Consider the following 15,700-nt stretch of genomic DNA (forward strand, 5'->3'; position numbering starts at 1 on the left):
GCAATACTTACCTTAAAACTCGCTTCATACACCGCTGGGCGGCCCATGGCTTTCTTTTTCATAATTAGTAATTTAATTTAGCTTACGCTTCTTACCAAATATGTAAAGCCAATCCTGAATTAATACATAGCTTTTCCACTTAACTTTGTGATGTAATCATAATCGTCCTGCCACTCTTCCTGGGTTAATTTTAGTATTGGGTAGAAAAATCCGCGTTATCAACGCGTCCAGATAAACATGTATTTCGTTACTGTTGGAGGTGATCCACATACCTGCATACTAAACGGGAATACTGAACTTTTGCTACAGCAGTCAGAAATCTAACGGAGCAGCTTTTTCTGTAACTGACAGGGTAATTTTCTGATGCCTGTACGTAGAAATTAGTGAGTAAAATTCAACGGCTTAAATGACAAAGCCCTCACTATCCCTGCCAGTCGTGACTTTCCGCATTCTGTTTTCAACAGTAACTCGAGGTCTTCCGCCCTTCTGGCCAGGTCATTGAATGTCCATTGAATGGGCGAACCTGTTGGTCTGCCTGCCGGATCAGTAACCCGGAATAAACCGTCCGCCTGAGACGGATCGCCGGTGAGGAAGGCGGCCAGCGTTGGTTTGGTACCGAAAGGTTGTGGTGCTATCTGCAGGAAAGAGGAATGGGGAACACCTGCAGGATCGTCGATGAGATTACCTACGGAGGTTCTGGCTTCCCCGCCGTGACAGCCGCTGCAGGTATTTATCGAGAGAAGATGACGTACCGTATCGTTGGTGATAAAGGCTGGGCCGGGGGAGGTTGCGGCATCCCAGAAGTGAACGGGAGCAGGGGTGTGTGACTTGCCTCCCAGGAAGTTCACACCGGAAGCAGCTTCAATTTCCGGCACCTGGTAGGTCTGGGCCAGAATTTCAGCCGTGCTGTCGTTGGCGTATTTTGCCAGTATCTGCTGGTTGGCAAGGGTAGCGCCGGATAACCTGTTGAATTTCAATGCCGGTTCCTGTTTGACGGTCACTTCTTCGAAAACACCTTTCTTCCCGATCACAAACTCTCTCAGTTCCCAGGGGCGGGCAAGCGCAATTTCGTTCGTTCTAAGCTGATTTAAGCTACTTCCGTTCGGTTTGGATGGACTAGTCCCCGCGGCCGTAAACTGGTCTGTAATCTTCTGTAAAGCGTCATTATAAGCAACTGTACCTGGTACCAATGCCTTCAGGTCCCACCATTGCTGTGCAAAATCGTGCAACTCCTTACAGCTGCTTTTGGGAATGCCATATTCCAGGATGGCGGTAAACCGCAGGAGGGTACAATTGGCAGTCAGCACGCTGAACACAAAACGGCCTTCTCCAGCATTGCTGATCTTATAACCGCTGTTACCGCGCAGGTCAAGACGGTTGACTATCGCCAGCAGGCGGAAAGGAGCCAGCGATGGATCAAAATTGAATGTTTTCCAGTTGCCGGTATTGATGATGGCGCCGGGATTGCTTGCCTGTAACCAGGGGAGGATCACCTGGTTGAAGATGTTGGTACGGGCGGGTACGTTATCCGCATTGATGATCTGCGTTTCCATCCATTTTTCAAGCCAGGACTGAATGAAGGTGTTGACACTGATGCCGCTGGCCGGGGTATTCGCCATCTGGGTGATCAGGTGACCGAAGGTCCACACACCGTTAGGGTTGCCTTTCTTCGTGCAGGGGTTAAAAGTACGGTCCGGATCTTCAATCACTCCCAGGTCGGTGATCATCAGGGAACGGGTTCTTAATTCCGGATCGGGGATCAGCTTGAACAGGTCTGGGTTGATGCCAGCTCCTTTGTCGAAATCCAGTTCCCTGACATTGCTCTCTCTCACCAGATTGTCGTTCAGGGTGGCAGACCTGCCACTCCACCTGAACAGATGTTCGCGCTTGTTCAGCTTATCCAGGTTGGCACGCTGGATAGCGATCAGGTCTTCTTTCAGCGCATCGAGATTTTCATTGATGGCAATGGAGAAAACACCGTCGCCTGCTTTTTCATCACCTTCGTTTCCATCATCATGGAGGGTGAGCGTTTCGTCGTTCACGACAATGGAGTGAACATTCTCCCTGATCACGCCGGCCGGAAAGGTGGCGGTAAGCAGAACGTTGTTGCCATTTACCGTTTCTTTCAATGCTTTCACTTTAATGCTGGTGGCAATGGGAGGATTGCGTTCAAATGCTGTATTGACAGTTGCTGCATTGGCCGCGTTCTGCGCGGTTGTCTTCTTTTTACTTTCCTCGCATGCATGGAGGAACACAGTGGCAAGGATTAAACCTGCCGGTAACAGTCTGCTTGACATGCCTTGTTTGATTTTGGGGTTTAAAAAATATATCGTGTTATATAGCTGAAAATGTTGTGGACATCATTGGCAGGGCATTGTGGTGGGGCAGTATAAATTGCGTTTACAAGATAAAGATAGGAGCAGCCGGGTGTAGGAACATCGCAGTGGCCTTAAATGTAAAAGCCGGACCTGGACAGGTCCGGCTTGTTATTGCTGCTTTTTTTATAGCGGTATAGATGGCTATACGAGAATTGTTACTGCTTATCCCACCATACAGGGGTGGTCATAGCATTAGTGCCTTGTCTTGTAATGGCTTCCTGGTAATGAGTAGGATTAGAGGCAAGCTCTGAGGAAGGATACAGCATTCTGCGTGGTATCTTTCCGCCGGTGGCATTTCCAACATAGTTCACCGGTGTCAGCTGCGGATAACCGCTTCTGCGCCAGTTGGCCCATGCTTCATACCAGTCCAGCACACAGGCTGCCCAATATTGTGTATTGATCTGGTTGTAACCGTCAGCATCAACGTATGGGTGAGCTGTCAGGTAGGCCTGCACTTCAGCACCACTGATAGAAGCAGTACTGCTGTATTGTGCGAGTTGTTCCATTGCAGCTTTCACGCCATTGTTATAGTGCGTGGCGGCATCAGCACCAACGCTCCATCCTCTTTTGGCTGCTTCTGCCAGCAGGAGTTCCACCTGTGCATAGGTTACCAGGAAAGTAGGTCCGTTGAGCTTCAGTAATACGTTTTTATTCAGAACAGAATATTTTTTCAGGTCGCCGGGATAACCAGGCGCTTTGGTGATGTCAGTAGCGCCTCCATTGGAATCGTAACCATTTGGCATACCCAGTTGGTCTGCCGGTACTTCACTGTTGCTGGCAGGTACCACAGCAATGTATTTCAGGCGCGGATCGTCGTTGTTCTTCAGAAAATCCATGAAGGTTTTGCTGATAGAGGCCTCACCGGCAGTGTTGATGGCATTCCATTCACCGGAAAGGATGTTGCTCACCCTGTTCACAGTAGTTCTGCCTCCTGATGCATCATGTACAATAAAAGCATTTTCTTCATTGGACGAGATCAGGCCACCGGCATATGCTTTTTCTACCCAGGTCTTGGCAACTGCATCATCCCTTTTGGACAGACGCATACCTAAACGCAGCATCAGGGAATAAGCCAGCTTCTTCCAGTTAGCGATCACCTGTGGATTGGGAATAGCACCTCCTTTGTTGTAGATCAGATCACCCTGTCCCGGAACCGCTTTGCTGGCATCCAGTGCCTTCGCTGCTTCATCCAGTTCTTTCAGCATATCCATGTAGATCTCCTGTTGTGCATCATACTTCGGAGCGAAGTTGCGGTCGCTGTAACCTTTACCTGCTTCAGAATAAGGGATGTCTCCGTAAATATCCGTCAGGCGATGGAAGATCAGCACCTTGGCGATCCGGGCGATGTTGTACTGGTTAGACAGGAACGCATTGTCTTTGGTCACCCTTACTACGTCAGTGATGTACTTGATCTGATCTGGATAGGCGCGTTCAAAATAAGCGCTGGCCCATCCGTCATTCTGTAAATATTTATCACCTGCATACCAGGTTGCGTTGGATAACTGTTGCATCATCATGGAACAGTAGATGATGTTCACGCGCCATGTGTCATAGCTGTAGTCGCTGTTGCCGGTAAATTCCAGGAGCGCGCGGGTGAAGTTGTATTCAGGAACGCCACTCAATTCGCCGGATTTGTTCTTGTCTGTATTCAGATCTTCGAAGTCCTTTGTACATGCCGGCATCATCAGCATAGCTGGCAGGCATAGTACAAGTAATAATTTATGAAGAGATTTCATGATACCAGTTTTTAGAATTTAACATTCAGGTTAACACCGAAAGAGCGGGTGGTAGGCAGACCTGCATACTCCAGACCCTGTGCATTGGCATTGCTGTAGTTGGACTCAGGATCAATGTTGGGCGTAGATTTCTTAAAATAGAAGAGGTTACGTCCTACCAGTGATACGCTGATACCATTCAACTTGTTACCCAATGCTTTTTTGGTGAAATCATAAGTGAGGCTCAAAGAGCGGAACTTGATGAAGTCTGATTTGTAAACCTGCAGCACAGATATAGTAGCCAGCCTGTTGTAATAATCGTCCGGAGTAACAGTAGTGGTTTTTGCTTCACCTGCTTCTGTTACACCTGTTACTACTACACCACCTTCACGTCCGGCGAGTGTTTCTTTATGCAGACCATAGCTGTATGCATTGGCATTGGTACCTGAATAGATCTTTCCTCCTGCTTTGAAGTCGATCAGGAAGTTCAGGTGGAATCTTCCGTAAGAGATGTCGTTGCTCCATCCACCTGTATAAGGCGCTACGCCGCTACCCTGCGCGATCAGTGCATCTGTACGCTGTGGTACGCCGGATGCATCTACGATCAGTTCTCCTTTTGCATTGCGTTTGAAATCGTACGCCATGATCTGGGAGTAAGGCAGTCCCACTACGTGGTTGATGAAACCATCTTCTGTACGCGACTCACCACCTTCTACCAGCATGGAGCCCTGTCCTTCTGCCAGTGCAACTACTTTGTTCTTGTTGTGTGCAAAGTTGAAAGTAGTGGTCCATCCGAAGTTGGCGGTTTTTACAGGTGTACCACCGATCATCAGTTCTATACCTTTGTTTTCCAGTTTACCCACATTCACCAGCGCACTGTTGTAACCGGATCCTGCAGATACTGTAGCAGTTACGATATCGTTGGATGCCTGTTTGTTGTACCAGCTGAAGTCACCGAATACGCGGTTGTTGAACAATTTCAGTTCAGCACCGATCTCCAGTTCTGTTACCTTCAGTGGTTTAAGTGCCTTGTTAGGGATCTTGTTGTCGATGTCGCCAATAGGTACGCCATTGATATTGCTACCCAGGGTGCTGTAATAAAGGGCAGTTTTATATTCTTCCGCATCACCGCCCACTTCCGCATAACCAGCTCTGATCTTACCAAAGCTCAGCCACTTGCTTTTGAAAGTTTCGGAGAATACATAAGAACCGCTCACAGAAGGGTAATTGTAGGAGTTGTTCTGCTTCGGCAGGGTACTGCTCCAGTCATTACGGTCGGTCACGGTCAGATATAAAGTGCTGTTCCATGCCAGTTCCAATGAACCGTATACAGACTGTACTTCCTTATTATATTGTATAAGCGTACTGTTTTTGGTAGCTGCAGTAGCCGGGTTGTAAACGAATGGGAAAGCAAAGTTGGATGCAGTAACGTCGTTTACCTTATCTGTCTTTTTCAGCAGGTTGGCGCCGGCCGTGAAGTTCAGATTCAGCTTGCTGGTAATTTCCCTGTTGATACCCAGTAACGCGTCCACGTTCGTTTCATTGAACTGGCGGTTACGTTCCAGGTCCAGGCTGCCCTTCGGACGGTAAGCGGTACCTGTAGGCGTAATAGAAGTAGCGTTGAAGCCAAAGTAGTCATTCGCTACGCGCGCCTGGATGAACAACCATGGTACAGGCGTATAGCGCAGGCTTGTTACGCCGAGTACACGGTCTTTCTTTGTGTTGTTCATAAAGCGGTTGGCAGCGAAGAATGGGTTCGTACTGAACTTATCAGCGCTGTAGACTATTTCGTTCATCTGCGCATCATAGCCAGGAGCCAGGCTTGCGGCACCTACGTTGGCAGGCAGGAAGGCAATAGCATAGTTACCGTTACCGGGAGCATCACTCAGGTTGGAACGGTTGTTAGTTACTTCCTTTGCATAGATAACGTTTGTCTGTCCGCTGAATTTGTCTGACAATTTATAATTGAGATCAATATTTACGTTGTTGCGGATATACTCTGTATTAGGATATATACCATTGCTGCGCAGATCGCCCAAAGCAATGCGGTAAGTTGTTTTATCGCTACCACCTGCTATTGAGAGCGTGTTGCTGAAAGTGGACCCGGTTTTGTAGAAGTCCTTGATGTGATCACCCTGTTTGGAATAGGGGCGGGACACACCATCGAACATGATCGTGTTAGATCCGTCCAATTTGCTGCCCCAGCTTGACAGGCCGCTGTTCAGCGCAGATTCTACCGTAGTAGGTTTTGCACCTTTAAGACCCTGTCCGTATACCTCCTGGAAGTCCAGGAAATTATTGGCCTTATCGATAGTGACGTTGCTGTTCAGCTCTACCTGCATCTGTCCGGCTTTACCTGACTTGGTAGTGATGAGGATCACGCCGTTCACGCCACGTTGTCCGTACAGGGCGGAAGCAGCCGCACCTTTCAGGATGGTCATATCTTCGATATCGTCCGGGTTGATGCTGGAGATACCGTCACCAAGATCGGTACCACCCCATTTACCGGCAGAACCGAGGTTAGCGTTGTTCATGGGAATACCATTCACAACATATAATGGCTGATTCGCGCCACTCAGGGAAGAGTTACCCCTGATAGTGACACGGGAAGAACCGCCCGGGCCTGTGGATGGAGGTGTACTGTTCACACCGGCCACACGGCCTTCCAGGGCATTGGCCACACTGATCTCCCTGGCTTTGGTCATATCTGCACCCTGTACTTTTGACACGGCATAACCATTGCTACGGGCTTCTTTACGTATGCCCAGCGCCGTTACCACTACTTCATTGATATTGGCTACATCGTCCTGAAGGGTTACATCGATGGATGACTGATCGCCCGCTGCCACTTCCTGTGTGAGAAAACCAATGAATCTGAATACCAGAATGTCTGATGGGGATTTAACAGTAATAACGAACTTGCCGTCTGTGCCGGTTGTGGTACCTACATTGCTGTTTTTGATCAATACGTTAACACCTGGAATGGGATTGCCGCTCTTGTCCCTAACGACTCCCCTGATCTGCTTCTGCTGCCTCATGCTGGATAAAGGCATAGGGGCAGCGAAGGCCATCTGCGCGCTGTCTGCAAGCATAAGACCGAGCATTACCCCGGCAGTAATGCAAGCTTTGTTAAAGCGTAGTTTACTTGTCATAGATACTCCTTTTGGATGATTAGAATAGTTTAAACCCATGGTGACATAGCAAGGGCAGCTGGGTGCGGATGCATCCATTGCAATCTTTCTCAGAAGCCATCTATACTATGTCTGTTGTGATACTTATTCCCTTTGGTTGATGAACGGCATAACAATGCATACCGGTGCGTTTTTCGCGCACGTGAAATGTTGCGATTTGTTTTAGTTGATATTATTAGTTACATGTTCAATACGTGTTACGCTACTGTGTCCCTTTGTGTCTTTACAAGTACCATGAGCGCATAAAAAGGTGTCGTGCGGAAAATAAAATGGTACCATGTACCGCAAAAAAATTTTTTTATGGCTTGTCCCACCATAATCTTGTGCCGCCATTATCCTCTCCTTTGAGGGTAGCAACAGCTCTTTGTACACCAGCCAGATTGGTGGCATATTCGAATTGAATAAAGGGAATGCGGCGGATGAAGGTAGCGGAGGGAATTTTGCCGCCACTGTTATTGACTACTACGGGGAACAGTTTAGGATAACCCGTTCTGCGGAATTCGGACCAGGCTTCCTGTCCGTCGGGGAACATGGCAATCCATTTCTGTGTGATGATGCGTTCCAGCTTTTCATGTACCGGTGCATTATGTACCCATTTAATAGTACACTTGCTCAGATAAGGACTTCCCGACGAAACATTATTCATTGGATTGTTGGGGTCACTATATGGTTTAGGGGTAGCGGTATCATCACTTATATATTTATTGTAGGAGGAGGTAAGATTGTATTGTTTAAAGGACGTATAGATCCCTTTTTCATAATTGTCTTTTGGGTCACCGGCGCCTTTCCATGAATAAAGCGCCGCTTCAGCCTTCAGGAACCAGGCTTCTGCTGCTGTACACAGCTGAATACGCGATGGTTGCAGGGCCAGTTTCGAAAAGCCTGAATAGGCATCTTTACTGGTGATATTAATACCGTTCCTGATACCACGATAAATATCATTCCTGTCATCTGCCGGAATAAAGTAACTGGCTATACGCGGATCGTGATAACCGCAAAGGATGGATTCCATGGATGCACCCATCCTGATATCGTTCCATGAGTTACAGATGACATTCAGGGGATGTGTAAGTGGTGCAATATTGATGGTAAAGTCTTCTTCTATGTTGCTGAGAATGCCGTATTCCCGATTCAGGGCGGCTTCTCCTTCCTTCCTCGCCCTGGCAGGAGAGACGTTAGAAATGCGCAACGCCAGCCGTAAGCGTAAGGTATTGGCCAGTTTTATCCATTTAATATAATCGCCATTATAGGAAAGATCAAAATTCTTAAACCTGTCAGACGGGGCTGTCGGTGCATAATTACTCAGTGTGGTAACAGCGGAATCAAGGTCATTGAAAAATGCATTGTAGGCAGCTTCCTGTGAGTCGTAATCAATACTGCGGTCGGCATTGATAATGGCATAACGGGTATAGATAACAGGGCCATAAATGTCACTTATCCTGTGCATCGCCAATACCCTGATAATCTGCGCCCAGGCGTAAAAATCCGGGTATTTTCCCCTGCATTTGTCCATAACGAACCTGCAATTGGGCATGACATTGCCATAAGCCGTCAGCCATGCATCGTCATTCCAGTTGTCCAGCAGGTCATAGGTAATATTGTTACGGTTGTCCTGGAAGGGGCTGGGCGTCATCATATAACCGGAAAACACGTCGCCCATCAGGTTCTGTTGCAGCTGTGTGACCGATACGTCGTTGCTGACATAGATGTTCAGCATGGATTGTACCAGCGGATCGCCGATCAGCTTGAAGTTGCCCTGCAGTTCATCATCATACAGGTCGTAGGGATTGGTATTGATGCTTTCAAAGTTGCGGGTACAGGCAACCGGAAGCGTCAATCCCGAGAGTAAAACAATGATTACGTTAATTACTGATCTTCCTTTATTCATTATTCATAAGCTCTTTTTACAAGACGAGTTTAATATTAGCGCCGATACTTCTTAAAGCCGATACGCCGAATACGTCTATTCCCTGTAATCCATTACCGCTGCTCATGGATACTTCGGGATCAAATGGAGCATCCAGTTTGAAAAAGCAGAGATTCCTGCCAATCAGTCCGACCTGCATCATGTTGATCAATTTGCTCTTTAACGGTAATTTACAGGTAAGTGATATCTCCCTGAGCCGGATATTTGTGGCATCGTACATATACATTTCACCGATGCCGGCCCTGCTGCCGATGGTGGCGAAAAACCTGCGCTCATCGTAGGTGCCTGTCAGCGGGGTGCCATCCTGATATACAGCATCGATGGTCACGCCTCCTGCATCTCTGGCTTTGGCGCTGGCCTCGCTAACGCCATAGCTGTCAAGCACAGAGTTGGTCACACTCATGACCTTACCGCCAAAACGGCCGTCTACCTGGAAACTGAGCGCGTAGTTTTTGTACGTGATGGAGTTATTCCAGCCTAACATAAAACGTGGATTGGGATTACCTACTTTCTTGAGTACGTTTCGGGTCATCAGATTGCCCTGGTTATCAATAACAAGCTGTCCTTTGTCATTCCTGTATAATTCCTTGTTCGTATAAATGTCTCCCCAGGAACCGCCTTCCTTAATAAAAGAACCATACATGTTGGTCAGGAAGTCGGTGAGTACGTAGTAGTTGTCTGGCCCTGCGCCAGGTATGCTGTTATTGCTGAGTTTTACTACTTTATTGTTGTTGATCGTCAGATTAAAATTAGTATTCCATCTCCATTGCTTTTCCTGTATGGGTACAATGTTCAGTGTTGCTTCCCATCCTTTGTTCTGGATATTGCCCAGGTTCAGATAGTAATACAGGAAACCGGAGCCGGAAGGGGCGCGTACTTCCATGTATTGCTGATAGTTGTTGTTCTTATACCAGGTCACGTCAATGCCAACACGGTCTTTCAGAAAGCGGAACTCGGCGCCTGCTTCCAGTGAGCGGTTATCTTCCGGTTTCAGGTAGATGCCGGGATACGGTGCCCGTGTATTGAAATTGATACGGGTAACGCCTGCCGTGGTCATGATCAGGAAACGGGCCGGCCTGGAGGCATAAGGCGCAATGTCATTACCGGCTTTGGCATACGATACACGGACCTTCGCAAAGCTGACTGCTGCCGGTAAATTGAACCATTCACTCAATACAGAGCTGATACCGGCTGAGTAATAGAAATAACCTTTGTCTTTGATCGGCGTAAAGGCAAAGGTACTGGACCAGTCATTGCGTCCCGTCAGGTCGAGGAACACGCGCTGTTTCCAGTTCAGTTGTGCACTACCGAAAAGTGCCTGTAACTGTTTTTTGTCGATGCTTCTTTGCCCGTCCAATGCCCTGGGAGAGATATTGTATACAGTAAATACATTCGGTACTATCAGTCCGTCTGCAGCAGTAGGATTCGTGCTGGTCAGTGTTCTGTCGTGCGCTTTTACATCGGTGATGCTGACGCCCAGCATTGTCTGCAGCTTTATCTGGGGTGACAACTGTTTGCTGGCGGTCAGCATCATATCGGCATAGAGCTGTGTGTTGTTTTCGACTTCTTTCGTAAACCGGCCGTTCGGCGGACTTAACACCTGTTGTGTACCGGCATGGGCCGACATCTCGTAGCGGTCGTAACTTTTATCGATGTTGCCTCTTGCCTGCAGCCATAACCAGCTGGCCAGCCGGTATTTCAGGGATAACGAGGCCATACCTCTGTACCGGGCTTCCCTGCGTTGATCGCGGTATTGTACCCAGTAAGGATTCTGCTGATCATCCCTTCCTGTCCAGTCGTGATCCCGGCGGATATTCCACCAGTTCTGCAATGACAGGTTGCTGGCGGCATCATAATATTCATATTGCTTGTATGTATTGAAATCCAGTCCCCGCGGCATGTTGTATAAGCCTGTCAGCGCATTGTAATACAAGCCGGAGGAGGGACGGTTGAGCACATCCTGTATCACGTAGGAGATATTGACATCTACGGCCAGTTTCTTCTTCAGCAAATTGCTGGTGATACGGGTGTTGAAAGTATGTCGCTGGAAATGGTTGGCAGGTAAAATACCTCTGCTCATGGTGTTGGCATACGAGAGGTAATATTGTGTATTCTCTGCTCCGCCGCTGTAGGAAAGGCCATTGGTGGAGGTCAGGCCGGTACGGAAGAAATCTTTGATATGATCAGAGGCCTGTATCTTATCGCCCCAGCTGTCTGCAGAACCGGGCTGCAGTTTGTCTTTGTCATCCTTGTAGGGGCGTGTGGTTTGTCCGTAGCGGAATTGCAGCTTTGGCAGCAGTAGGGGAGCATCTACCATCAGGTCTGACGCCACATTGATACGTCCTTTGCCGGCATTACCTTTTTTCGTGGTGATCATGATCACGCCATTGGCAGCCTGACTGCCATACAAAGCCGCTGCAGAGGCGCTTTTCAGCACACTAATGCTTTCAATATCGTCGGGATTGATATTAGAGATCCCATCGCCACCATCTCTGCCGGCGGTACCTACAATACCGGATGATTGCCCCCAGATGTCGGTAGGCTGTGAAGGCGTGAAGTTGGCCATTGGCACGCCGTCAATGATGTACAGCGGTTGATTTTCGCGGGTGGATTTATTCCCCCGCAGTATTACCCTGGCAGATCCACCTATGCCTGAAGCGCTTCTGTTGATCATTACCCCGGCTACTTTGCCCGCCAGGCTGTTGATCACATTGGCATCTTTTACAGTTGATATATCGTCGTTGACCAGGTGGCCGGTGGAGTAGGAGAGCTCTTTATTACTCTTGGGAATACCTAATGCGGTTACTACCTGTTCATTCAGTCCGAAAACGCTTTCGGTCAATGTTATGTCCAGGGTGTGTTGTTCTCCGGGGATGATCTCTTTATTGAGGAAACCTACGGAGCGGAAGATGAGCATATCTGCGGGTGTTGCCTGGATGCTGTAGTAGCCTTCATCGTCGGTGTTTACACCTTTGTGTGTGCCTTTGATGAGGATAGTGGCGCCCGGTAGCGGGCGGCCCTGGATGTCCTGTACACGCCCTGTTATCTGTAGCAGCTTGTCACAGTTGGCAGTACTGGCATTCCCACTGGTATCCTCCATTGCGGAAGCGGATACAATGATCTTATCATCTTTGATGAGGAAGGTAAGCCCGGTGCGGATAGAAAGCTTGTCCAGCACTTCCCTGATGGGGAGGTCTTTACAGTGGAGGGAGATCTTCTTATTGAGATCAATCGCAGTTTTGTCGTAGTGGAAGTTAAGATGGCTCTGTTTCGCTATTTCGGCCATGATATCAGAGAGGCTGCTGTTACCGGCGGCAAGCGTAATGCATTCCCTGCAGGCAGGTAGCGGCTGTTGGGCATGAAGAGGCCTGTTGCCTGTCAATGAAGGCATTAACAGGAAGCCGGCAATAATACATACTTTACAGAAGTATGATTTTCCCCTCATATAGCCTCATTTACATTTAAGTTCAAAAGCAGCTTCAATGAAAAAGCGTCTGTTCGCTGACAGACAAAAGATCTTCCAGCATTATTTCTTGTTCTTTAGTATTACTGTGTCCTTTCCGATGGTATAGGAAAGTGATTCTGTCAGGCATATGGTTTCAATAACGTTTGCCAGTGTTTCCTCTCTGAAATTTCCGGTATAGGTCCAATCTTTCTTGTCGCTTTGGTTGATGATGGTCACGCCGTACCTGTTCTCGATGCCGGTGCGTACCTGCTCATAGGAGGCATCTTTGAATATCAGGTAGCCTTTCTGCCAGCCTGTAACTACTTCTGCATCGAAAGCGGTTTTCACGAGCTGCAGGGAGCGCAGGTCATAGCTGACCTGTTCGCTTGGCTGTAATATAAGGGATGGCTGTGACGCGGTGGTCACTCTTACCTTGCCTGTGAGCAGGGCAACAGTGATCTGTTGTTCGTGTGCGTATGCGCGGATATTAAAAGTAGTGCCTAATGCGGTAGTAGTGACATTACCGGCATGTACGGTAAAGGAGTTCTCTGCGCCGGGGGCGGCATCAAACCAGGCTTCACCTTCCTCGAGGTAAATATCGCGGTGGTTGCCGCTGAAGTGTTCAGCGTAGCGGATCCTGCTGGCGGCATTCAGCACTATTTTGCTGCCGTCTTCCAGTACGATGCGCTCCTGGTTACCTTTAGGCGTGTTGACGGTAACAAAGCCGTCATCGACAGTGCGGGTGGGCTTTGCCAGGTTACCGGCAAGGGGTTGCTGTCCGGGCAGGGCAGGCGTAGCGGACTGCTGCCGTTGCTGGAAGAACCATGCGCCGGCTGCTACCAGCACGGTTATAGCGGCGGCCGCATAATACCAGGAACGCATAAGGCGTCTGGGGGCCGGTTGTATCTGTTTCATGAGCGCACGCTGTACCGCGCTGAGGTCTGCCTGGACCTCCTGCTCACTTTTAGGCGATGTATATTGATCGCCAATGCTGTCAAACCACTCTTCGATGATAACTGCTTCTTCCGGGGTGCATTGGCCTTCGTTATAACGCTCGAGTAATTTCCTTATCGTTTCTTGCTCCACTGATTGCAAATTTGAAATGTCCCAATGATAAAGCTATGTCGTACCAGTGAGGTACAGGTACCATTAGTTGGCGAAAAATGAGTACATGGCCTGTGTGGTGAGCAGGAACAGCACGAGGTCTGTCCTGGCATGGTTCGCACGTAATATCTTAAGGGCTTTGGTAATCTGGTTTTTAACGGTCTGCTGTGATAATCCGAGCCGGAGGGCGATCTGCTCAACTGTCTGATGCTCAACACGGCTGAGCATAAAGATCTCTCTCATTCTTTCCGGCAGGTGATTGATGGTTTCAAAAACGTCCTGTGTCCTGGTTTTGCTGTCTACCAGCTCGGCAATGCCGCCGGGTTGCACATCAAAGTGTTCTATCAGCTGTTGCAGATATTTCCGGTAGGTGGAGTTCTTGCGGTAGATGTCTATAATCTTGTGCCTGGCAGATTGGTACAGGTAAGATTTGAGGGATTCATTTACATTAATAGATTGTCTTCTTTCCCACAGTGAGGTAAAGAGGTCCTGGAGAACGTCTTTACCGGCATCGGCACCGTCTATCTTGCTGAGAATAAAAAGGTATAAAGGGTGGCTGTAACGCTCGTAAATAACGTTAAAAGCATTTACACTGTCTTCTTGCAGCAGCGATAGTAACTCTTGATCAGTATAATTACTGTACATGGATTACAGAAATAGAGTTTGGTTGATAAATGGTTTATTATCAGCAGATAATTCCATTTATGCTGGCGTCTTTAATCATCAGCCGAAAGGAAATTAATACATTTTGCCCAATTACCAAACTATTTACAATGAGGGAGCATAGGCGCTGCGCATTACGTGGCTGAACATCAGTACAAAGCCCTGCCGGTACTGCCGGCAGGGCTTTGTACTGATTTAATAAGCGTAGTTATCACGCTTCTTTCAGTCTTAGTTCGTTCTTGTATTCTTTCGGTGTTTTTCCGACGATCTCTTTAAAAAAGCGATTGAAGTTAGACAGGTTCTTGAAGCCACAGGAATAGGCAATTTCCGCGATCGACCAGTCTTCTTCCGTCAGCCGCTTGCAGGCATGACCAATACGTACTTCATTGAGGAACTGCACAAATGATTTCTTGGTACGGTTCTTAAAGAAGCGGCAGAAAGATTGCGGAGAAAGGTTGGTAATACTGGCTACATCCTGGAGGGAGATCTCTTTGGAGAAGTTGCCCATTACATACTTGAATACCTCATCGATCTTGTGGTTATCCTTCGCATTGAAAGCATGCGAATAACCTGTACTGGCCAGGTATTGTACATCTTTTGTTTCTGCCAGCACCTTTAGTATGCTAAGCAGGGAGATGATCCTTTCCAGCCCTTCTTTTTTGGGCAGGGTCAGTATCTGTTCTTTCAGCATATCGTAGGTTGGCCCGAGGATCTTCATACCCCGCTGTGCCCTGTGGAAAAGGTCTGTAAGCGATTTTGTTTCCGGCAGCCCGTAAAACTTATCCCCGAAAATGTCTTTAGGGAAATAGATCACAACTGACCGGGCTTTTAGCTGGTCGTTGTTCTTATGGTAACTTTCATCATTGTACCATACGTGGGGTATGTGCGGCCCCAGAAATACCATGTCGCCAACATCAAAACTCTCAATGCTGTCTCCCACGATTCTCTTCCCATTACTTTCCATTACAAACACAAGTTCACACTCCGGATGGAAGTGAAAAGGTGTATTGAAATAAGGATCACATCGTTCAATTATAGTGATCTGATTGTCGGCAAATGCCCCCACTTTAATAAGAATGGGTTTCATGTAATTATAGTTTAAATCTTCCCTTTAACCCTGTGTGACTCTCGAAACAGTGTTTATGCAAACTATCCTGGTATACGGTCCTGCTGCATACTGGTGCAGCAATTATTGCAGCTTATTGCAAATCCCCCTGACAGAACTTTTTCTTGTAAAATGCCAAATTAGAGAATTTTGGTTAAAAAAACATCATTTA

General features: G+C 47.9%; 8 protein-coding genes. All 8 read right to left on the reverse strand.

The window, feature by feature from the left end; genetic code table 11:
• Nucleotides 1–380: 380 nt before the first annotated feature.
• Nucleotides 381–2,297 carry a choice-of-anchor X domain-containing protein gene (locus tag L3C95_RS33975; protein ID WP_236395123.1) on the reverse strand — a complete coding sequence of 639 codons (1,917 nt, stop codon included), beginning with the start codon at nucleotides 2,295–2,297 and terminating at the stop codon, nucleotides 381–383.
• 236 nt (nucleotides 2,298–2,533) lie between these two features.
• On the reverse strand, nucleotides 2,534–4,114 hold the full coding sequence (locus L3C95_RS33980) for a SusD/RagB family nutrient-binding outer membrane lipoprotein (RefSeq protein WP_236395124.1): 1,581 nt from the start codon (nucleotides 4,112–4,114) through the stop codon (nucleotides 2,534–2,536).
• Nucleotides 4,115–4,125: 11 nt separating this feature from the next.
• Entirely contained in the window at nucleotides 4,126–7,245 is a 3,120-nt protein-coding gene (locus L3C95_RS33985; protein WP_236395125.1) for a SusC/RagA family TonB-linked outer membrane protein, read from the reverse strand.
• 337 nt (nucleotides 7,246–7,582) lie between these two features.
• Nucleotides 7,583–9,172, reverse strand: a complete 1,590-nt coding sequence (locus L3C95_RS33990) for a SusD/RagB family nutrient-binding outer membrane lipoprotein (protein ID WP_236395126.1) — start codon at nucleotides 9,170–9,172, stop codon at nucleotides 7,583–7,585.
• Nucleotides 9,173–9,188: 16 nt separating this feature from the next.
• Complete coding sequence (locus L3C95_RS33995; protein ID WP_236395127.1) at nucleotides 9,189–12,656, reverse strand: SusC/RagA family TonB-linked outer membrane protein; 3,468 nt, start codon at nucleotides 12,654–12,656, stop codon at nucleotides 9,189–9,191.
• A gap of 81 nt (nucleotides 12,657–12,737) precedes the next feature.
• Nucleotides 12,738–13,742, reverse strand: a complete 1,005-nt coding sequence (locus L3C95_RS34000; protein ID WP_236395128.1) for a FecR family protein — start codon at nucleotides 13,740–13,742, stop codon at nucleotides 12,738–12,740.
• A gap of 63 nt (nucleotides 13,743–13,805) precedes the next feature.
• Entirely contained in the window at nucleotides 13,806–14,405 is a 600-nt protein-coding gene (locus L3C95_RS34005; protein WP_236395129.1) for an RNA polymerase sigma factor, read from the reverse strand.
• Nucleotides 14,406–14,634: 229 nt separating this feature from the next.
• Nucleotides 14,635–15,510: an AraC family transcriptional regulator gene (locus tag L3C95_RS34010; protein WP_236395130.1), complete on the reverse strand. Its 876-nt coding sequence runs from the start codon at nucleotides 15,508–15,510 to the stop codon at nucleotides 14,635–14,637.
• Between the last annotated feature and the right edge of the window lie 190 nt (nucleotides 15,511–15,700).

Origin of the sequence: Chitinophaga filiformis (assembly GCF_021646545.1) — a bacterium.
In the GTDB taxonomy this organism is placed as follows: Bacteria; Bacteroidota; Bacteroidia; order Chitinophagales; family Chitinophagaceae; genus Chitinophaga; species Chitinophaga filiformis_A.